The sequence below is a fragment of the Peptococcaceae bacterium genome (assembly GCA_024655825.1).
In the GTDB taxonomy this organism is placed as follows: Bacteria; Bacillota; Peptococcia; order DRI-13; family PHAD01; genus JANLFJ01.
In genome coordinates, this window is the sequence record JANLFJ010000001.1 from 113,719 (window position 1) to 135,659 (window position 21,941).

Sequence of the window (21,941 nt, forward strand, 5' to 3'; positions counted from 1 at the left end):
GAATTTTATTATTATGAAGGAGATGACGCCATGCAACTGAAATACCCGCATCTGTTTAGCCCCCTTCGGATAGGCAATGTGGTTTTTAAAAACAGAATTTTCGTCGCGCCGTCCAATCATTGTCTGCAGGGACGTGAAAGCTATCCCACGGAGGCCGCCATTGTCTACTATGCCAATAAAGCCAAAGGCGGTGCGGCAGTGGTTACTGCCGGATCCGTCCGCGTTGACCCGCAGTTGCGCGACCCCAGATGCTCGGTGAGTCCGGTCTGGAACAAGTATGATTTGTTCGACCCGTTCGGCTGGCGCTATTTTACCCAGCAGACCGATGCCATCCACATGTTCGGGGCCAAGGCTTCCATTGAGCTGATCCAGATGCCCAACGGCGGGTTTAACCTGGCCGATATGAAATGGAGAAAAATTTACGGCCCCAGTGCACAGACCTATCCCAACGGTCTGGTTGTAGAGGAGATGCCCGAAGAGGAGATGAACCGCCTGGCGGATGCCTTTGCTCAGTTGGCAGCTAACGCAAAGCTTTGCGGTTTTGATATGATCCTCATCCACGGCGGACATGGGATGCAGTTGGGGCAATTTATCTCCCCACTTTATAATAAAAGAACCGACAAGTATGGCGGCAGCCTGGAAAATCGCGCCCGATTCCCCATCATGGTTCTGGACCGGATTCGTGAAAAGGTGGGACGCAGCCTACTCATCGAGTATCGCATCAGCGGAGATGAGCGCACGCCGGGTGGACTTGAAATCGCAGAATGCATCCAGTTTGTCAAAATGATTGAAGATAAGATCGATCTAATCCACGTTTCAGCAGGTGACGCCGGCACGGAGCGCACCCGCGCAATCATGCATCCCTCGGGGTTCATGCCGCCTGCGCCCAACGCATACTTGGCCCGAGAAGTCAAAAAATCCGGCGTTAAAATTCCGGTAGTAACAGTAGGAGCTATCTATGACCCCAATGTAGCTGAAGAGATTTTGGCCACTGGTGGCGCCGATGTTGTCGCTACCGTTCGTGGTATTATCGCCGACCCGCAAATGCCCAACAAGGCCCTGCAAGGCAAAGACGATGATATTGTCCCGTGCATCAAGTGTTTCAATTGCTTAGATGACCACAAAGACCACCACTTTTTTTCCTGCACCGTCAACCCAACCATCGGACGGGAACATCATTTCCCATATCTGCATAGCCCTGTGGCCGGCAGAAAGAAGGTGTTGATCTGCGGCGGCGGACCTGCCGGTATGGAGGCGGCACTGATTGCAGCCGGGCGCGGTCATGATGTCACGCTTTATGAGAAAAATGCAGTGCTGGGGGGGCAGCTTAACTTTTCCAACCATGTCAGTTTTAAGTATGATTTAAAGAAGTTCAAGAATTATTTGATACGTCAGGTCGAGAAATCGGACGTACGGTTGCTCCTGAATACTCCGGCCACTGCTGAACTCCTCCGCGCCGAAAAGGCGGATGTCGTTATTGCCGCCCTGGGGGCCGAGCCGATTATTCCCAACATTCCCGGCATAACGAAAAAATCAGTCATAACCGCGACGGATGCCTATCATCAGGTTGATAAAATTGGCCCTAAAGTTGTTGTTATCGGCGGGGGCCAGGTTGGTTGTGAGACCGGCGCTCATCTTGCCCTCCAGGGTAAAGAGGTTATCCTGCTGGAAATGGGTCCCGAGGTTGCGCCCGATGCGCTTCAAACATACCGTATTCCCCTGCTGGAACTCATGGATAAAACCATGAAGTACATTACAAACGCCCGCTGCACAGAAATCACTGCTACAGGTATCAAGTATGTCAATAAGGATGGCAGCGAACATACAATCGAAGCCGATACCGTGGTGATTGCCGTTGGCATGAAGGCAAAGCTCGATGAAGCAGAGGCTCTGCGCAACAGCGCCATGTACTTTAGGGCCATTGGCGACTGTGCCCAGGTAAAAAATGTTAAAATGGCCATCCGCAGTGGCTTTGATGCGGCAATGCAAATCTGATTCCACCCCATCAACCACAAGATGTTCTCCTTTTGGCTCATCTTCATCTTCTCACGTTCCCGGCCGGCATTCACTGCTTTGAGGTCGATGCGGACCACATAATCCTTATCTTTAATTTATCTAGGGGGGATGCCGAAAAACAGGAAACCGATGGTATTTGATGGCATTCCATAAATAAAATAACAAAAAATGACAAGGAGGAGATTTAATGAAAAAGGTTTTGGCATTAATCATCATTTGTGGTTTGCTGCTCAGTTTAATAACTGGATGTGGATCTCAATCCGCCCCGAAGACAACGACTCCCGAAAAGACCCAGGCCACCGGTAAAGCTGATTTCTCAAAAAAGGTTGAACTGAAATGGGCAATTACCGGGGCTCCCAATCAAGGATCCTCTCAAATGGATCAGTATTGCATCAACTTGATAGAAGAACGGTCGGGTGGCGCAATCAAGATTAAGTATTTCCCGAATGGCGTTTTAGGCAACAATGCTGACACATTAAATCAGGTGATGGATGGTTCCCTTGATATTACCGGCGGCGATATTGCGACTGTTTCCGCGTATACTGATCTACTTGAAGCCTTCCAACTTCCTTTCCTAATTGACAACTATGAAAAGGAATGGAAAATTGTCCAGAGCAAGGAGTGGAAGGACCTGCTCAATGCTGCCAGCGAGAAAATGGGCAATGCTTATATCTTCAGTACTTCCGAGTTTGGCATGCGTCACTTCGCAACCATTAGTAAACCTATTAAAAAGATGGCGGATCTGAAAGGATTAAAACTGCGGTGCGCTTCCAGCAAATTGATTATGCAAGCCATGAAGGATATTGGCGCTAATCCTATTACCATTCCTTTCACTGAGCTTTATAGTGCCCTGCAAAACCGCGTTGTGGATGGCGAGGAAATCAACATTACCTCCGTGGCAATGCAGAAGCACTATGAAGTGATCAAGTATATGTCACTCATTGGTATGTATCCATACGTATCTTTAAACATTGCTTCCAAGGAAGTTATGGACTCGCTGCCGGAAGGTTATTGGAAACTGATCCAGGAGTGCATGGCGGAAGCTGAAAAATGGTATTACACCAAAACTCTTTACGAATGGGAAAAACAGGCTCGTGAAACCTGTGAAAAGAATGGCGTTGTTTTCAATACGATTGAGGATCCGGAGAAATTCAAGGAAGCTTGCGCGCATCTCTATAACGAGTACGCTGCAAAGGATCCCAAGATTGACGCGTTTATTAAATTAGCCAAGTCAATTAAATAACAATAAAAACCCGTCTCGCAAAGAGTGGAGTGCCTGTAAGCCGTATCGGCTTGCAGGCACGCATTTGTAATAATTTTTTATGAAGAAGACAATCATGCCGCCCACGGCACCATCGGAAGGAAGAAAATTTCATTGACAGGGTAGGTAAAATCATGAAGGTATTTAAAAAAATTATGAACGGCAGTTACTTTTTACTGACGTGTATTATTTCAATTATGATTGTAGTAATGCTTATTATCATGTCTCTCGAGGTTGTGCGGCGATATTTATTCGGGCTTACATGGAGTTGGTCGGAGGAGGTAGTCAGGTACCTGCTGATTTATGTGACATTTTTGGGCGGCGCTGCAGCTTTTAGGAGCGGCTCAATGGTCAGCTTTGACTTGGTTTTATCACGTTTTCCGCAAAGGGTGCAGGATATTCTCAGTGTTATTGTCAATACAGTATGCCTTGTGTTTATTGGATTTATTCTTGTCCTGGGGTTCAAGAAAGTAATCACTCCCAACATGATTTCCCAAGTAAGCCCCTCTTCGGGTATCGCCATGTGGATTCCTTATGCGTCCATTCCAATCGGCATGTTCTTTTTGCTATTGTATATAATTGAAAACTACTCTGTCTTGTTTCAACGTTTCAGACAGAACAGATCCGTAAAATCAGAATCTGATTGAGGTGACGCGTAATGGTTATTGCGGCAATCGTTTTTGCAGTTTCGCTTATAATCGGGGTTCCAATTGCTTTTGTGCTTGGCCTATTGGGAACAACTCATTTTTTGACCTTGGGAGAACCCTCCTATTTCAACGTCTTGATCCAGCGCATGTTCTCGCAAGTCAATCTTCTCTCGCTGACCTGCTTACCCTTTTTTATCCTTGCCGGTGAAATAATGAACGCTGGCGGTGTTACAAAAAGGCTGCTCGGTTTTATTCGTGAGGTGATTGGCTGGCTTAAGGGAGGCATGGCATACAGCACTGTCATTATTGCCGCCATACTTTCCGCCATCTTGGGCTCGCCAAACGGAGTCGCCTCCATGTTATGCAACGTCTTGATCCCGGATCTGCGCAAGGACGGCTATCCCGATGAATTCAGCGGCGCCCTGGTTGCGGCTTCGAGTATTTTGGGACCGATCATTCCACCAAGTATCCAATTTATCATGGTCTGCATGCTTACCGACACATCTGTCAAGGCCATGTTTTTAGCAGGCATCGTGCCTGGTTTGCTTCTCGCCGCCGTGTTTTGCATCGTCATCCTATACAAGGCCAAGAAGATGGAGTTTAAAGCGTCTATTGAAAGGATTAACATTATTAACCTTTTCAAAGCTTTCTTTAAAGCTATTCCCGCGCTAATGGTGCCATTTGTCATCATGGGCGGAGTTATCGGCGGTATATTTACCGCTACCGAATCCGGCGCAATTTCCTGCCTTGCGGCGTTCGCTGCAAGCCTCATTTACGGAGAACTGGAAATCAAAAAGATTCCTGCTATGCTAATGCGGGCCAGCGTTGTAACCGGTTCCATAATGCTCATGATTGCCTTTGGCGGCATTATTGGGTGGTCGATGGCCATTGACGGCGTGCCGGAGAAGATAATAGCGTTAATCACCTCAATTACCGGCAATACCAACATTATCATTGCTATCATGCTTGCCATTCTATTCTTGGCCGGGATGGTGATGGATACCGGCTCAATTACCATGATATTTGTGCCTGTCATGTTCCCGCTCGCCCTGGCCATTGGGATGGACCCGGTGCACTTCGGCCTCGTGTTTAGCGTATACGTTATCATTGGATACATTACACCGCCTGTCGGCGTGGTCCTGTTTGTAACCTCCAACATTTCGGGCATACCTTTCAAAAAGCTCTGCAGTCAGATCTGGATGTTTGCGATAGGCTCCATGATCGTGATCAGTGTCCTTTCATACCTGCCCGAGGTGGTCCTTTGGATTCCAAGAATGCTGGGGTATAACAACTGACTCGGAAGGGGCATTTGATGAGGCATTAGAATGTTGAGCAGCTCCTTGCCGCCGGTGTACCCTACACTAATCTTTTCATCAATATTTCTGTGCTTTTCCATATCTATACCCCGTTATTCCTTATTTAGTTTAAACCCCGGTGCATCTTCTTGTCCTCAATAATGATGTTTTTAAAATAATCGTAAATCTCCATAATAAATGCTCTTTTGTTTTCTTCTGACATAGAAAAAAATTTGACCTTTAATCCTTCTATTTCGAGTTCGTCGAGCCGTTTTTCGCAGGTTTTGATTGCATCACGGACAATTATCGATTGTTCAATTGATAATACTTGCGGCGCTTTTCTTAATCGCTCAAGGGTTTGTATGGCTATATCAGCATTATATTGATTTATTTCACTAATTCTGGGCAGATTTCTTTTTACCCACTCTGAGGCAATTTCTTTACGTTTTTTAGATATTACCTCTTTAAGCCCTTCATAGATAGAATAGCAATCTAAGGGTGGAGTATCATCAGCAAAAAACTCTAATGTTTCGTTTAAGCACTTTTCAACAGTAGCATTAAATTGTGCTTCATTAAGCTCCATATTATCAAGTTCCGCAAAGTGCTTTTCAATTAAATCCAGCTGTTTTTGAACCTGATTTAGGTCTTCAATGTCCTTATTCTCTCCTTGATAAATTGTGATTAACAAAGCCACCTCGTTTCTCCAATTAGCGATTTCTCCTAAAGAGAAAAGTTTTTCTATCCGGTAAACCTTTTCAGTCCGTTCCTTATTCTTTTTAAGCTGCTCTTTGCATCCTTTCTGGAAAGTTGCTAGCTTATATGACGCTTCTGTCAAATCTCCTTCTACAAGGTGTCCATTTTTTTTAGCTTCTTCTAACCGTAAGGCGAACACTTGCACTTGTTCCAGCCAGTTTTTAAGAACAGCTATTGGGGTTAAATCATTAATGATATTATTTCGAATCATCTTATCTATATCAGCTGCTGTTGTTTTGACATCATGAATAAAATGAACATTGTTTTCAACATATTCTACATGCTTTTTAAGCGAATCGTATTCTACATGCAATCCCAGTTTCTTTAAATTGCCGCCGATATTGTTAATCATCATATATTTCCATTTGCTTAGTTCTTCGATGTTATAAGTGGTTTGATTTTTAAGCCATTTTAAAAACAATCGTTTAAGATGTAAAAGAGCGTTTTCGAGGCGTGTTTTAACTTCCATTATCTGTTCTTCATGCCATTGAGCAGTATTCACTTCCATCTTTTCATGCAATTCAGCCAAATCAGCAGTTCCCCAAGATAATGAGCCAATATCATTCTTTTCTTTACCTCGTTCAATTTTTTCTATTGCCGTATTGATCTGTTCATCATATTCTTTAATCTTCCTTTGAGCCCGACGAGCTTCATCGCATAAATGAGCGTATTTGTAATACAATGCGGGCGGAATAGAAAGATGTTTTTCTAATTCTCCGGCTTTTTTAAGGAAAGATATTTTACCGAGAAGTAATGTCTCCATATTCCAGTCATTTAATAGAGATTCCCATTCCGATATGCTCTTCTGAGATACTTTTATAACTTCAGTAGCATCGAGTACCGAAAAAGATAAATAATTTCCTTTAAGTGCCTCAGATAGCCAATTTTCCAAACTGATAGTGTTGTTGTTAAAAAACAGATTAATTATGTCCCTTCTTTTTCCAATAAACAAACCAAGTAACAATCCGGCAGAAGCAATATTGCACCCATAGGGAGGAGCACATAAAACTCGCATTATTTCTCCAAGATTCATAGATTTGGTATCATCGGTATCGCAGGTTGTGTTTAACTCGGATTCAAGATATTCAATAATATTACGAACCGCTGGATTCTTTGGTTTTAGTCGTATTGAACCGTCATCGTCAATGGCCCCCCAGGACTCATCAAGTACATCGTAAGCTCGATTTCTTTGTTGCTGATTGCATGCTGAAATCCAATCGCGGTTCAACGTACCTTTGAATAGTTCCCGTGTAAACAGCTGGCAGTCTTTCGGGCCATTGCCTCGTAATGTACTAAAACCATCAAAAGGAAAAGGTATCCGGTTATAATAAACTATATCGAACAATTGAAAGAGCATGTCACTAAGGCGTCCGGTCTTAATTTCCTTGGGAGTTGCAAAAAGAATATGCCTGTCCCTTTCCAATTCGGAAAAAAGATTCAGCATTTCCTGCTCCACAATATTTTTTCTATCTAAAATATAATTACCATACTTTTGTGATTCCTCATCTGTAAGTTGTTCATTTAACACCCAATATTCGGCCACCTTTTCTCCAAAGACGCCTGTGCTGTCATGAAGGAATAAAACTGCGAGCGGGATACCGGATTCCCAGTTCAATCCTCTTTGTTTCAAATTTGATTGTATAAGCTCTATTGCCATCTTCTTAATAACATCAAGGTTGCTTTCTGGCCCTACGTAACAATAGATCAACTGCCCCTTGTTGTCATTGACTTCTTTTGCATCCTGCCAGGTTCGCACCGCATAGTCAATCATGCTTTTAAGATTAGCCACATCAGAGTAAGAGATATGATAGTTCCATTCTCGTGTAGAAATCTTATTGCTTTCTGCAAAGCTGGTATTGTATTTGTCCTTATTGGTCCATTTCAAAAAATTACGGCAGAATATATCTGATCTGGTTTGCGCATCAATTTCCTCTACTCTTTTTTTGAGGTAAGATAAAAAGTTTCGCCTAGGAACGGCCTCGCCGGATATCTCGTATTGGTTTAATAGCCCATTCCATTCCAAGACGCCGTATTCTAATTCAAGCACCTTAACGGATGCTGCGACTGAATCGAAATCTATACCGCTAAACATGCTGATGGCATGGAGATAATCTTCTTTTGAATCCGTTTTAAGGCCAATCTTCGCAGATACCAAGACAGCTTTTAAGACTCTTTTATCATCTGGAGAGAACTCGTGCTTATATTTATATAAAACCGATTCATAAGCGCTGGCCGTAGCTCCCTGCTGCCCATAACGTTCCGAGGCTAAAAATTCACTGATCAACGCTTCGTTGCAGAAATCGGTTGGGACGATAGTCTTTCCCGTGGTGAATTCCATATCATGGTATTCATCGCATATTTCTACCAGGAGGGAAAAAGCCGAACGTTGCTGCAGCGATTTTCCGACTGAAGACAACTTGTAGAGCATCCAGGTAGAAAGAGGGTGCAGGGGCCAACACCCTTCCCAAATAACCTTTTCAAACTTCATTTTGTTTAGCCAGAGTGAATGATTTTTTATATCGGGAAACCATCGCTGCATTGCAGCCTGAATCAATTGGGGATCACCCGCGGAGGCGAGCCGAAGTTTTAACTCGCCGAGATTTTTTTTCTCTAAAAGAGATGCTATCAAGGTCTCCAAGTTAGTTGACAGTTTTGTCTTTCGTACCGAATCATAACGAGTAACATACCTGTTGACGTCCTCACGCAACTCAGGGGCTACTCGGGAAATATAGGCTTTGAGTTCATATTGAATGAAACATAATAAAAATACGCGATCGGCGTTGGTCTGGATACATTCGAAAAGCTGCTGCAAAGCACCCGAGCCTGCCACATGAGGTTTCTGAACCGCAAATTCCATATAACGGCCAAACTCGTCAAAAATAATAAAGAGACCTGCGAAGGGTTTCCCCGGTCCACAATAGGTCTCCTTAGTGATCCGAATGAAATCATGTAATGATTCTTGGCTAACGGCATGAATAGGGGTTCCCATTTTCTGTTCATAAATATTGCTGATTTTGCTAAAGGCATCTTCGTCCTGGCATTTTAATAAATCTATGATATCAGTAAAATTAATGTTTTCGCCAAAAAGCCTAACATAGTCTTGGCGCAAAGGCTCAAAAAATGATTCAGTAAAATGCAGCGCTGTTCGAAACCGCGGCCGGAGATTATCGAGGGGGGAGCTGTCTAATCCTTGTTCGTTTAATCGTGACAAGACTTGACGAATAATCTCATTACCCAAATCAAAGTCCTGCATGCCATTTAATGTTATTACCAAGAAAGGCTGTTCAATTGATTCTATAAGCTTAGTAATCTGCTGCCCGATTCTTGCATCGGTTGAGGAGATATTATTAATGATAGTTTTTGCCACCGTAGAATTTGGCATACTCAACAAGGAGGCTAGGGTTAACCCCAGGTGAGATTTCCCGGTACCATAGCCTGCGATAGCCAAAGCAAAGGGGTCGCCTTCATTTTCGTTGAATAGATTCTTTAAAATATCGAGGGTAAAGCTGGCAGTATCAACCAGTTTATGTTCGCTGGATTCCAAGGCATCTTCTGAAATGCCATGATAATCAGGTCCATGAAAAATGAAATGCTGTGCCGCCTTATTTGCCAAATCCCTATCGTGTTCAAACCAGCTTATCTGAACAGCTCCATTGAAAAGGAGATCTTTTCGAAAAGAAACAATATCCCGAAGTTTCATGCCGGATTGCCTCCTAATTTCAAGCCATATCATCAAAAATATGCAGCCATACTTCTTTGGCCGGAGCTTTTTTTTCGATAATCCAGGGGTGCATTTGGCGGTCGATGGATAGGTAGTTTTTCAGTTCCACTTGTGCAAGAATATTCTCTACGTCCGGCTGATTCCATAGACAAATGTCAAACCACCGGGTAGTCTTATTAAAATCCGTTAAGGTCACTTGCGTTTGTCTTGGGAAAAATACCTCCATTAGCATTATGATAAACGCGGAGTATGGAAGCGCATAGGAAACATGGGAGGGGGCTTTTCTTCTTAAGACTTCCTCTCCCTTAACGTTCAAGATACCTGCTCTGGCAAGCGCGGCATCCTCAGTATAAGTAAGTATCAAGGGGCCTGTTCGGTCCTTGCCCGGACCACACGAACTGATCAAATATTCCTCAAGCTGCTGCTTGGTAAATGCTGTTCCTAAGACATTTCTGCCGACAGCGAATACCCTATGCCAGGCCAACGCTCCGATGTCACTACGGCATAGGTTCATATGAACCAACCATTGAACCATCTCTTCGCTGAGATACTTATCTTCCCTATAGACAATTATCCCAAAATCCGTAAGCATTGGCTTTTTTGAAGCCTGTTTTTCTCCCTTTTCGATTGTAATTAAGCCCATCCCCCGGGCGTAATCAATTATCGCTGGTGTTTTCCCAGTAGATTGGCCCATGGGAATACCGGTTTCCAAGGAAATTTCCTGTAATGTTCCTTCTTTTTTTTGGGCTGCAAAATCTAATAAAGCAGTTATTAAACGTCTTTCAGGGATAAAGGTCTTATGAAAGTTTATTGGCAACACTATCGTCTTAAGCCCCTTTATAAACGGTTTTGAATCGCAGTAATCCTCACTTTGAAATGCTTGTTAACTTCCAAATTTCCCGTTTTTTCGTTTAAGTAATGACCCAGGAAATAGCACTCACCCCGTTTAAGCGAAGACAAACGAGATACCCACTCTTCATTCTTGTCCCCCGTAGCATCGGACAAAATACCTGCAAATGACTTGATTTCGGTATCTGCAGGCTTAAAAAAGAGTTTGCAGCTTGCCTGGAACAACCTGTCCCTTTCCTCTTTGCTTAAATTGCTCAATGTTTGCGTAGCAAGAATAAGACAAATGCCAAACTTACGTCCCTCGGTAAGAAACTGTCCCAAGGGACTTTCAAGCCGATGGTCTAAATTCTGGATTTCATCAAGCACAATAATTCTGGGCTTATCCTGTTGTCCATTAGCCCGATAATACCAGTAGAGGTCAATTAAAGAGAATTCGGTAATCAAGCGTTGCGTGTCTTTGGAAAAGCCAGCCAATTGTATGATGTTGCATCGATTATTGGGGTCCGTAAACAGTCTTTCCCAGCTCTCTACATCTTCTTTTCCGAAAGGGTTCATATCAATAAAGGGTTGAATCTTATTAATCACTGTAGCAATTGAAGTAGCAACTGGTCCACCACTATCTCGAAGCCCATCTAACTTATCCATCAGTTTGTAGAAATCAAATCTTTCATGATATTGTTCAATGCCCTCGCGAATGGCATTATACAGAGCTGATTTTTGCTGATCACCCAGGTTATATACACTGGCAAATACGCCACTAACCCGATCGGCAGTATTAGACGGTTTTTCTTCTAATACAATATTATCAATGTAATCGCTCTGCTGTCGAAAAGGATTTATCGGAAGGGGTTCTTTTCGGATAATATGCTGCTTGGGATTCAGTTTTTCAATAATAATCGGTTCCAATTGTTTTGTGGTAAACCCATTAGTGTAATCAACGATCAGGCTGTTTTGCTTATTCTTGGCCAATTCCCATAGCAAAGCCTGAATAGTGTAAGTCTTTCCGGTACCTGAAGCGCCAAATACCAAGATGTGACGATTTGGCAGGTCGGAGTGCCCGAACTCCCAGTAAACCTCGCGGGTGGTGCCAATTACATTTCCCAGTAGTATTCTCTTTGGTATTTGTGCCATTGCAACCTTATCTCCAGAAGCAACCGTCTTACCTGATAATACGACCTGATGGTTGTCGTTCTCTCCATCTTGTGGTTGGCTTGCTTGGCTCCCCTTGTCCATTTCCCCATCTGCCTTTTGCTTTGCATCATTTATATCGGTATCTTTATCTGTACGGCAGAAATTATACTCTAGTTTTGTTCCGCTATCTAACAATTCTCCTGCAGCATTCTCCAGGCATGCTTTTTTGATAAAATATTTTCCCGCAACTACTACCGGAATATTAATTTCCTGTCCATCCAGGCTAAAATTCCAGTCTGCAGCTGTACTTAAAGTATCACTATCAAAATCGGTCCAAATGGCCAGCACTGACGCTTGCCAGGTTATATCAAAGTAACCTTCGCTCAAGTGTTCTAACGCCATAAGGGTATCAGGATACCTATCCCTAGTGGTTTCGCCCTTACTGGCAATCAAACGATGGAGTTGCATCCACCAGTAACGCTGGTCGGGTTTGTCCTCTAGCCCCAACGGTTTTTTCACTTTATGCGGGCTAAAACACGGAACAAGTTTTTTAAGGCCATTCTCCAGCTGTTGACGCGCCTTTTCCAAATGCCCTTCGTTTTGTTGAGCAAGCTTGCATTCAATGAGCTGCGCGTCCACCTGTAAATACCTATCAACAACCCTGGCGTGCAAACGCAAAAGGTCTGGTCTCTTTCCATCTTCCATGTCGTCAAACCAATGGGGGAAAGCATCCAAAGAAACCATTACATCACAGAATACGTTGGAATCACGTTTTAATAATTTTCTTGCCAATGCGTTGGCAATAAACTCCCGAACAAACCGTTGAGGGCCCGTTGCTTTAACCAATGATAGTCCTGCTATGTTGGCAGCTTCTTGAACAAGGTTGTCAGCCACTTGATTGGCAATATTGATATCTAGGGGATTAAACAGCGTTGAAAGCTCATTGCTGATCCGTTTTTTAATATCCACCATTGAGAACTGTTCAGTCGATATTGTATAATTGTTTTCACCGCGTGGCCCAACCCCTGTGCCAAATCCGATAATGTCCCTGTTATGCTGGCTAATCCCGGTTTTCTTTAAAAGCAACGGTTCATCAACTGAGGGGTCTATACATACTACCCATCCACTGTGGCTATGGGCAGCATCAATAATTTCAATCCACGGTTTGAAGTCGCTCCTGCTCACTACTGCGTGATTCTTTATTTGCACAATACCTTTATTTTTCAGTCGGACCATTAATTCTGCATGCAATGAACAAAGCCTAAACCGTTGATTACTTAAGACCCTTTCCCGTTTAAAATCCTGACCTCCTCCACTTTTCCGGCAAGATACTTTTTCTAAGATGGGAAACTTGCGGTAATCATTTTTTTGATATGAAACCTCACCGATTGGCTCAAAGTTGCTTGCTTCGGAATCAACAAATTCCGTAAATATCATCAGGTCCATTTCTGTTTCTTGCAAAAGCCTTTTAAACTGTTCATATTTATTGGAGCGGGATATGACCCGGTGGGAAATGGATAATAAACAGTTTTTATAATGACTCATACTGCTTGAGAATTCAGCTTGTTGCCAGCGGTTTTTCCAGGCGTTTAACCAGCGCATTACGGTTGTGTCATCGCCGCTGTCGGAAAAGAGTATTAAGTGCAAGAAATACTGTTTTTCATCATTCTTAAGCCATCCGGAGAGAAAGCTGTCCAATCCGGTGATAAGAGGCTGTATCTCCTTGCCGCAGTATGCGCCGACCGTAATACCATCTCGGGCAAATTCATGAAGATTAAGGTAATCTTGACATACTTGTTTGATTAATGCAGAGGTCCGGGTTATGCGAAAAAGCTCCGTATCTGTTATTTCTTCGTCTTCATCCTCGTAGTCCATTAAAAGTCGGCTATTTAACATGGAGGTAGTTTCATTACATTTTCCGACAAGATGTATGTAGCCAAAATTCGCGGTATTGGTATTAAGTTTAAGATCATAGTTGCTCAAAATTCCAAGCAGAGGCCAGCGGATTGTGGCCAAATCCACCAACCGATCCCAGTGTTTTTCTGCAAACAATTTATCGCCGGCTTCTTTTAAAGCTTGAACAATATAATAGCAGAAACTGTCACATAAATAAGTGTATTGATGCAAAATCATTTCTAACAAGGCGGGGTGCAGAGGCGTGACGATCCCTGCTTCCAGGTAAGTATCCCATATCCAATTATCATCCCCGACATAATTACTGCTAACAAACATGAATGTTTTAAGTAGTATCGGCCCGAAAATGCTGCTATTGGCATGCTCCAAATAGGCTTTGTAGGCGGAAGCGAGTTCGTCTTGCAAGTTGCTGAAACGATTTTCTAAGGCTGAATAAAACCCCTGCTGCCAGACTTCATTAAGAAATCGCTGATAACTTAGCGAGAGTTTTTGGAGAGAAGGAAAGACCACATCGTTATTAACCACCCCTTCTGTATTGATAAGGTCGATTATCCGGCAATCATTGGTTTTCAGCGCTGCTTCCAGTAAGCGAATGCATTCTTCTTCATCCCGTGCCATGAATATTTCCGGCAGATAGGGTATGGCATATGCAGGCAACACATTTCTACTATGCTTATATTCATCAAATGCCCATCGATAAAGGTGAAACAGCAAGCGAAGCGGATGGTTTTCCGGTATGACCCACTGGAATTCTTTTACGAACCGCGTCCCGTCAGAATCATTAAGCACAACTTCAAACCGGAGAAAAGGTTCGGCTGTGCGTGTCTTCTCAAAGTTATTTGGTCCCGGCAGGAGTTCACACTTCAGATCAATGGCCTCTTCATCATTAACTAAACATATACGCAATTTGTTCTTAAGGTATTCATTGATACCGCCCATTGTGACCCGGAGGAAAAGGGAGGCATCCTCATGTTCGTCGTTTTCCCCCGAAGCATTGAAATCATGCTTGAAAAGGAGGCTGTGTAAATAGATGCTCTCCAGCGTCTCCGGTATAAAACTTCCTTTTATTTTGCTCTCATTTTTATGCTCCTTTAGAGTTAACCACAAAGCCCGCAAAAACACCTCGGGCGGTACCCCTGTCAGCTTCGTAACCTTTGTTGGTCTTTCTTTTGATTCGGTTTTTTTAGGCTTATACCCGAGTATTTTTTCATATAGGAAAATGAAATCTGTCTTGTATAGCCTTTCTTTGGCAGGTTCTGACCGGTTGTTGATATAGTCTAGTAACGCATCTAACAGTTCGTCCAAAGATTGGAAAGGACCAAGCTCATGAGATTCCGGTTCGGGTTTATTGGTGTCTTCTTTTAGTTTAGAAAGCTTCTGCACAATTTTTTCGCGTTCTTTTGAATCCAAAAACATGCTATAATTGAAAAATTCCAGAGCAGGAACAATGAAACGGCGGAAATCCCGCTTCTTAGCCACTTGTTCTAAGCCTGGCATGCAAGGAAGCTTAAAAAACGCCAGATTTTCAAGAATTAACCGGTAAGCGTCCCTTCCATTTGAAATCCCGCTGAAATCAATTGATTCCAGATAGTGGCTGATTCCAATAAGATCAGATAGCCCGTATTCGTATAGTGAAGCCAATAAATCTCCAATGGCTTGAAGATGGGTCTTGCTATCATCAAGGTTTATCCAGTCTTTCAAGGCCGCGTTTACCCATGTAATAAAAGATTTATTTAAACAGATTTCCCAGACTGCGGTTTGATCAAGGCGGAAAAAATCTGACAAACTCGCCTGATCATCGATGTCTTCATAACCGGCCATAACAATAAGCAAATTATCATCTTCAGGGTTTCTAATCTGGTTGCGGAAACTCGTGAGGTTGTTTCCCCAGTTGTACCACCCTTTATTGCATATACTTTGGAAATGGCTAAGATCTTGCGGATTATTATTCTCCTGCCACTTCTGTCCTAAGCGGTATGCAACGGCATAGCTCAACAAAATCCGTGGTTCAACTATTTTGTTGACTTTTTCCTCTAAATCAACGCCTATTGACCACAAAAGAACGGAAGGATATGACGGCAAGACATACCTATACATGCCGCTCCTCCGAATGGCCGATTCTACAATATAATCCGAAATTGTATTTGCCAGGTGTTTCATATCCTGTTATCCCCCAAGTGTTTATTGCTCGAAATAAAAGGATTGCGCACGATTGACCAGTAATCCGAAAGTTGGGTTAAAAAACCTCCTGTTTGAAGCATATCATTCAGTACCATTTTTTGTGTAACATTCAATGGAGGTAGTCCACTCCACTGGAGGGCATCTTCCAGTTGCTCTCCCTCCACCGCAATTCCGTAATGGAGATATAACCGGTCTAAAAAATCTTTGTAAGTAATCCGTTCTCCCGGCTGTAAAAGGGCTACGACCAGATAACGCAATAGTCCTTGGGTCATCACAAAACGAACACCGCGTGTTCCTTTATAAGGAATGATAATCCCCAACTTTTTACCTAAGGATATTAATAGCTTAAATGCATATCTGCTTTCAGCTTCTTTATATAACTCACTCTTTGTTTTATTGGCGCTTCTTTTCGCATTTTCTTGTAAATCTTCGTTCCATAAAGATTTTTGGATTAAAACCTGGATGGCCTGGAGATTATGTTGGGACAAATTGCGCTGTTGCGTGGTCGGATTAGCTACGGTAAATATCCATGAATAACCAAGGGGGCATTTACATTTATTAGATATTCCGGCATATCTGACACTTTGGGCACAAATACTCCGCAAAACCTGTAAAACGCACCCCGTCATAAACAAGTTCAAGCGTTCAGTAGGATCAAGTGTAGAATCCATTAGGCGCTTCAATTCCACTGCAAAAAGGTAGCCCTCAGGCCAGCTGTCCTCCGGACACCACTCGCATTCAATCATTTGTTTCTTTTCATTTTTATTTGTTTTATTTGTCATACGATGTGTTTCAATATCAAGGTTTTCTATGAAATCTACCAATTTGTCAAAAGGACTAGGCAGCACTCCATTCAACCGTGATAATCCTTGGCATAGATCCTGGTAAAGTTGTTGTATATCCGCTTCAGTTGGCGGAAACTCGTATTGGCTAGCCATATCATGAAGTTTTGCCTCATCGGTACGGAACACGTTACACAATTGCAGATAAAGCAATTCGCCGCCGCGAGCCATAAAATCTCTTTTGTTTGTACTGTAATAAAATATAAATCTATCATTAGTTGAAATCGTAGAAAACCAATCATCTGGAGCACAATTCTTAGCTTTGGATTCGTTCCATATTGTTTCCTTAGTTAATAAGCTGGCCGAGATTGGATAAAACGCCTGGGCACACCATGCTCTGTTTAACCCGGCTCCTTGAAAACCCCGCAGAAACTCTTGCAGGCATTCGATCACTTCTTGAGTGCGCTCTTGATTACTCCGGATACTATTATTAAGCAAATCAATTAGCTCTTTAAAATGCTGTTTATGAACTTCGTGGCGGCCGTCGATTCGGCTAGCCCCAAGAAAAGCAAAAAGTTTAAGGTTCAGTTTTATAGGTGGCTTGTATTTTAGTGGCAGATTCACAGGCCAATTATCCAGTTCCTCTCTGGTTGGTAACGGGCTGTTTACAAGGTTTTTGCCAATCCACTTTGGGCTAAAGACTACTGATAAAAACTCGGCGGCATATTCAAGAATGGTTTGCTCTTTAATAAAACGGTGCCCATACAGGCGTATGGCTGGATTGTAATCCTCAGATACATCTATTTTTGGAAACGGCTGAGGCAATGGACTCATCTATAACACCTCCAAATAATCATCGCTGACGCGTATTTTTAGAACTTGAAAACTGCGATCCGCTTTAATTTGAAGTATCTGCAAATACTCGGGCGAATAATCACTAGCTTCATCATTAAGCAACTGTGCCTTAAATTGCTCAAGACGATCAATATAGCCAGCCGTTAATTCTTCTACTACCTCTCCTTTGTATCTTTGCGTTACATAATCCATAAATGGTAAGTCCAAAGCGATTTCAATATTGCTGTTTTTGTATTTGAGGACGAGAATACGGCTTGTAACCTTATCCAAGGAGTAATTGACCTCGGTTTTTAATGTGAAATCCTCTGACCTGAATCGTTTTAGTATTAGCTGGTTGCTTTGGCCGCCTTTCTTTAAATTTAAAGTCACATAGAGATCATGGTTTTGAGGTTTGCTTTCAAGCAGCCGTTGACCGATAAAATACTCTTGCAGCACATGTAAAATTTGCCGGCGATATTGTTCCTCTTGAAATTCTGAGATAAACTCCTCTTTGTCTATTAATTGCAAGTATTTAAGTAAAAACGGAGATTGCAAAAACTCACAAATATATGCTTGTCCGACGAAATCCTTTAAGGGCGCAAAGAAATATATCAGACGGCGAATTTGGCGCCGAATCGCCCTATCCTGATTTGGCTGGTTCCTCAAGGTAGAATAAATCGATTTTGAAATTCCGTTAAAGAAGGTGGCTGTTGTATCTGACTTCCAGATCGCTCTCTCCATATTAGGAACAAGTTTTCTACCAAAGCCGGCTTTTTGAATGGCCTGGACAGCATTCAATTGCTTAGCTGTGGGGATTACAGTCTGTCCGTCATCGCCAAAAAAGAGATTGAAAAACTTAAATTCATTCAATCGCTCTGCTCGAGCTATTTCAGACATATCATGCACAGCTTCGCAGTTAAGACCGCCGGTAACGGCATAAGCCAAATGACCTATCATTTGCCGCATCGTCAGACGGTCTCCGTATTCATAGATTCGCCGGTATGAGAGCCTTATTCGTTCGAATACTATTTCCTTGTTCTCTTGAAGCAGTTTTACGTTCTGATAGATAGGACATTGAGAGCTTACCGGGCAAGAAACCCATTTCTTCCAATTGTCTATATGTAGTATTCGTTCAAAAACCTTTATCGCCGGATCAATGCTATTGACACGTCCCAGATTGATAACTATCAAATTACCATTCTCAATATAATATGGGTGTTCTGCTTCTAATGCTTTAAGCAAGTTGCTGAGTTCATATGCAGGAAATTTTTTCTTTAGACTGTCTAGGTTGTTGATAAATATACCCGTATTAGTTACAACAAGATACCGTTTATTCTGATTTGCCGCTATTTCTTCGAAAACAGGAACCCGTTCGTTTTGCTCCAATTCACTCATATCTTTAATGATGATAAGAGACTGATCTGCGATTTCTTCGCGTTTTTGCAAAGGGCGAAACTCCCCAGTCAGTCGTTTGTGAATCTCGGCCGCGATGGTTGTTTTCCCATCTCCTGCATTACCGGTCAATATAACATTATGATTCTGTTCAAAAAGTTCCTTAAAAATGGTTTCCGTAATAGGATTCTCCACATGGATTCGTTCATAGTTTTCGTTGCCTATTTGTGATTCCGCCGTAGAGTTCTCGTTGCCGGCCGATGTATTAGATAATGTATTCAGGTATGAGACAAAAGGATTTCCCACCCCTTCTATCAATTCTTCTGTCTCAATAACCGGTTTTGCTGATACTTCGGCCTTATCGGTAAAAGCTTTTCGGGATTCTTCGATGTTGACTTCACCTGGAATTTCTAAAGGAGATTCGGATTCTTGCTTAAAGGCATGATTAAATGAGTCGCGCATCTCATCGATAGTGGAAAAGCGTTGTTCTTTCATGGTTGCTACCGCTTTTACCAGCCATTTGAGCAGGTTATTATTCGGCATCTTTGTTATTTCTTGAGGGTTAGGTTGGTCACCCACTGACGGCTGTGGATAGGGCTTTTCGCCACACAGCCATTCCCATAGACTTACCCCTAATGCAAATAAGTCTCCATCAAAACTGTATTCCATGTCTGTTCCCCTGATATTGTCCGGAGGGATATAGCCAACAGTGCCTTGAAACAAATCTATTCTCGGTTCACCGGCAATGCCGAAATCAATTAAAACAGCCTTATTGTCCGGAGTAATGATTATATTGTCGGGTTTGATATCGCTGTGAAGAAATGGTTTGGCATTGCCATTTTGATCCCGGTGTTTATGCAAAGATGCTATGCCCTCCATAAGACAGCGCGCTACAGTTAAGAATGTTTCGATATCCGGCCTTTTTTTCTGTTCTATCCATTTTCGCATTGTTTCTCCCTTGATATAATCAAGGGCTAAAAAATATCGCTCTTTATTCCAGTAGCCTATTTTGTTTTCGCAAGGAACTATATATGGAGACTGGATACTGGATGTTATCTCAGCTTCACGGTAGATCCTTTCCCGAGGGACTTCCTTGTTAAATAGTTTTATTACTACCAATTTGGAAGGGTAGGTTTCTGCTTTATAAAGTTGGGTTTTATCACCCTCTCCAATGAGTTCAAGAATTTCATACATGTCATGTTGATTGCCTTTTTCAAGATGGGGGTTGATAGTCCCTACGGCCATAATATCTCTTGCATTTTCCAACGGAGAAGTAAAGGCGGACAATATTCTTTCGATATCTTTTAATCTTTGCGCACGTTCTCCTCGAACCATTGCTTCAATAACATTTATCGTTTCTTCCGGGACATTTTTATTACGCAATCGAGCAATGCTCCGCTCGGACAAAATCCCTCCTTGAGCAATGAACGACCTTGTCGTTTTAAAAGGGCGTTCCCCTGTCAGCAGTTCGTAAGCAATAATGCCCAAGCCAAAGAAATCCGTTCCTTCATCAATATCTTGACCGTCCAATACCTCCGGCGCAATATAGCCATCATCTTCCAACTTTGAACTATCTGCAATAACGGTTATATGGTTGTCTTCTATCTGGTAAGCGAGGTCAAAGTTTAACAGTTTGGGAATATTGTTTAAAATGAGAATATTATCCGGTTTCACCGCCCGGTGTATAATATCGGCTTGATGGGCTTGATTTAGTCCCAAGGCAATCCCACGACAGATTTCAAATACCAGTTTGAGCGGAAGATTGCCGCCATTTTTATGAATAAAATCGCGCAGTGTTCCTGTTTCCGACCATTCCGACCCTTCAATAATATCGCCATCCTCGTTCTTAAATATCCATACCTTGTGAATATTAGGATGAGTGCTTATTTTTGAGACAGAATCAAGAGTATTATATGCTTTCTTATAAAAGCGTTGACGTTCAGTCTCAGAAAGGTTGTCCTGCGGTCGAAATACGCGAAAACGATGTAGACTTTTTGCACGTGAATCTATGGGGCGAGCAAGTAATTCAATGAAATCATGTTTCTGTGAAATATATTCCACCGTATCATAGCCTGGGACAGTGTATTTAATATTCTTTTTAGGCACTTGGAGATTCTTGAGGTAAGTTACAATAGCCGCAATCTTATTATCATCGAGAATTCTCAAAGAAGTCGATTCTTTTTTCTTTAGATATATTAATAGATCTTCAACAGAGGCAAAGGTTGGATTATGAAGGTTATTCTCGACGACGTTAATCGGCATATCAGCTCCTTCAACTATAGCCTCATGGTTGGTCAGGACAACCACTGATTCTATCCACAAGTCCGGGTAAGTACGAAAATGATGCTGATACAAACCCTTCAATATTTTACATTTAAAGGAATTATTCTTGTGGGGATCATTCCGATGCTGTGTTTCATTAATAATCCAGCGATAAGGGGCGATTTGGATCTTCCCGGACCAGTGTTTCAATTCCAATACATAAATACCCGAATGCGCCACTAGTATCGCATCATATTCGTAGTAGTTGTTAGATTGAATGTCGTATAAAACCAAGTTATTTATTATTCTGCCGATATTTTGAACTGTTGCCGCTTTATTTATTAATTCAATTGCTGCTTGCTCATGGGTAAATAAACTACCTTCTTGAACCATGCCATTAGTATTGTTTGCGCTCTGATATTTATATTGATTATTAACATGACTTAATAATGCATAGATATCTTCTTCTAATTGATTCCTTTTTATTGGATCAATCATAATATTATACATTTTATTATCCATATAAGCGTAGTTAACTGTTTCGAGCAATCGTTTTCTTGTCATCCTAGAATTAGCATATTGACAATATAAATTTTCTGCTTCTTCTTTAATATTTAAATACCAAAAGCCATCCCTTTGTAAATGATAAAAAGGATATTCAAGCATTTTTCGGTAGTTGGGATAATGTGGAAACAAATCATTAAAGATCTTAATAAAAATTGGTTCTAATTCATAAAAAGAAAATCTATTCTCATGAACCGGATTATTTTTAAAAATTGTAATAAGTGCAAGCAATAGTATATATTTATGGGGAGAAATATCACTCCCCCGTTTTAATATATTTAGCTTAATTGATATATTTTTTGTTTCTAGTTTTTTTGAATATGCATTAGACATGGTGTT

The 21,941-nt window shown here is 42.1% G+C and carries 9 protein-coding genes; 4 read left to right on the forward strand and 5 right to left on the reverse strand.

Features of this window, described 5'->3' with window-relative positions:
• Positions 1-30 precede the first annotated feature (30 nt).
• The 4 genes from NUV48_00605 to NUV48_00620 all read left to right on the forward strand — a co-directional run bounded on the left by NUV48_00605 (position 31) and on the right by NUV48_00620 (position 5,219).
• The gene (locus NUV48_00605; protein ID MCR4440635.1) at positions 31-1,995 is read left to right on the forward strand and encodes an FAD-dependent oxidoreductase; all 1,965 of its coding nucleotides are present in this window, start codon (positions 31-33) and stop codon (positions 1,993-1,995) included.
• A gap of 208 nt (positions 1,996-2,203) precedes the next feature.
• On the forward strand, positions 2,204-3,259 hold the full coding sequence (dctP, locus tag NUV48_00610) for a TRAP transporter substrate-binding protein DctP (protein ID MCR4440636.1): 1,056 nt from the start codon (positions 2,204-2,206) through the stop codon (positions 3,257-3,259).
• A 152-nt stretch (positions 3,260-3,411) separates the two neighbouring features.
• Positions 3,412-3,924: a TRAP transporter small permease gene (locus tag NUV48_00615; GenBank protein MCR4440637.1), complete on the forward strand. Its 513-nt coding sequence runs from the start codon at positions 3,412-3,414 to the stop codon at positions 3,922-3,924.
• 11 nt (positions 3,925-3,935) lie between these two features.
• Positions 3,936-5,219: a TRAP transporter large permease gene (locus tag NUV48_00620; GenBank protein ID MCR4440638.1), complete on the forward strand. Its 1,284-nt coding sequence runs from the start codon at positions 3,936-3,938 to the stop codon at positions 5,217-5,219.
• Between the two features lie 124 nt (positions 5,220-5,343).
• Here the strand turns inward: NUV48_00620 and NUV48_00625 are convergent, their stop codons facing one another.
• The 5 genes from NUV48_00625 to NUV48_00645 are packed head-to-tail and all read right to left on the reverse strand — an operon-like array spanning position 5,344 to position 21,935.
• Positions 5,344-9,672 (reverse strand): hypothetical protein, encoded by a 4,329-nt coding sequence (locus tag NUV48_00625; protein ID MCR4440639.1) that lies wholly within the window; start codon positions 9,670-9,672, stop codon positions 5,344-5,346.
• A gap of 19 nt (positions 9,673-9,691) precedes the next feature.
• Complete coding sequence (locus tag NUV48_00630) at positions 9,692-10,513, reverse strand: DUF4007 family protein (GenBank protein ID MCR4440640.1); 822 nt, start codon at positions 10,511-10,513, stop codon at positions 9,692-9,694.
• 17 nt (positions 10,514-10,530) lie between these two features.
• Positions 10,531-15,747, reverse strand: coding sequence for a DUF87 domain-containing protein (locus NUV48_00635; GenBank protein MCR4440641.1), 5,217 nt, complete (start codon positions 15,745-15,747; stop codon positions 10,531-10,533).
• A complete protein-coding gene (locus NUV48_00640) occupies positions 15,744-17,384 on the reverse strand; it encodes a hypothetical protein (GenBank protein ID MCR4440642.1) in 1,641 nt (546 codons plus the stop codon). The genes NUV48_00635 and NUV48_00640 overlap by 4 nt, the downstream gene beginning before the upstream one ends.
• Complete coding sequence (locus tag NUV48_00645; GenBank protein MCR4440643.1) at positions 17,385-21,935, reverse strand: protein kinase; 4,551 nt, start codon at positions 21,933-21,935, stop codon at positions 17,385-17,387. It lies immediately after the preceding gene.
• Positions 21,936-21,941 lie beyond the last annotated feature (6 nt).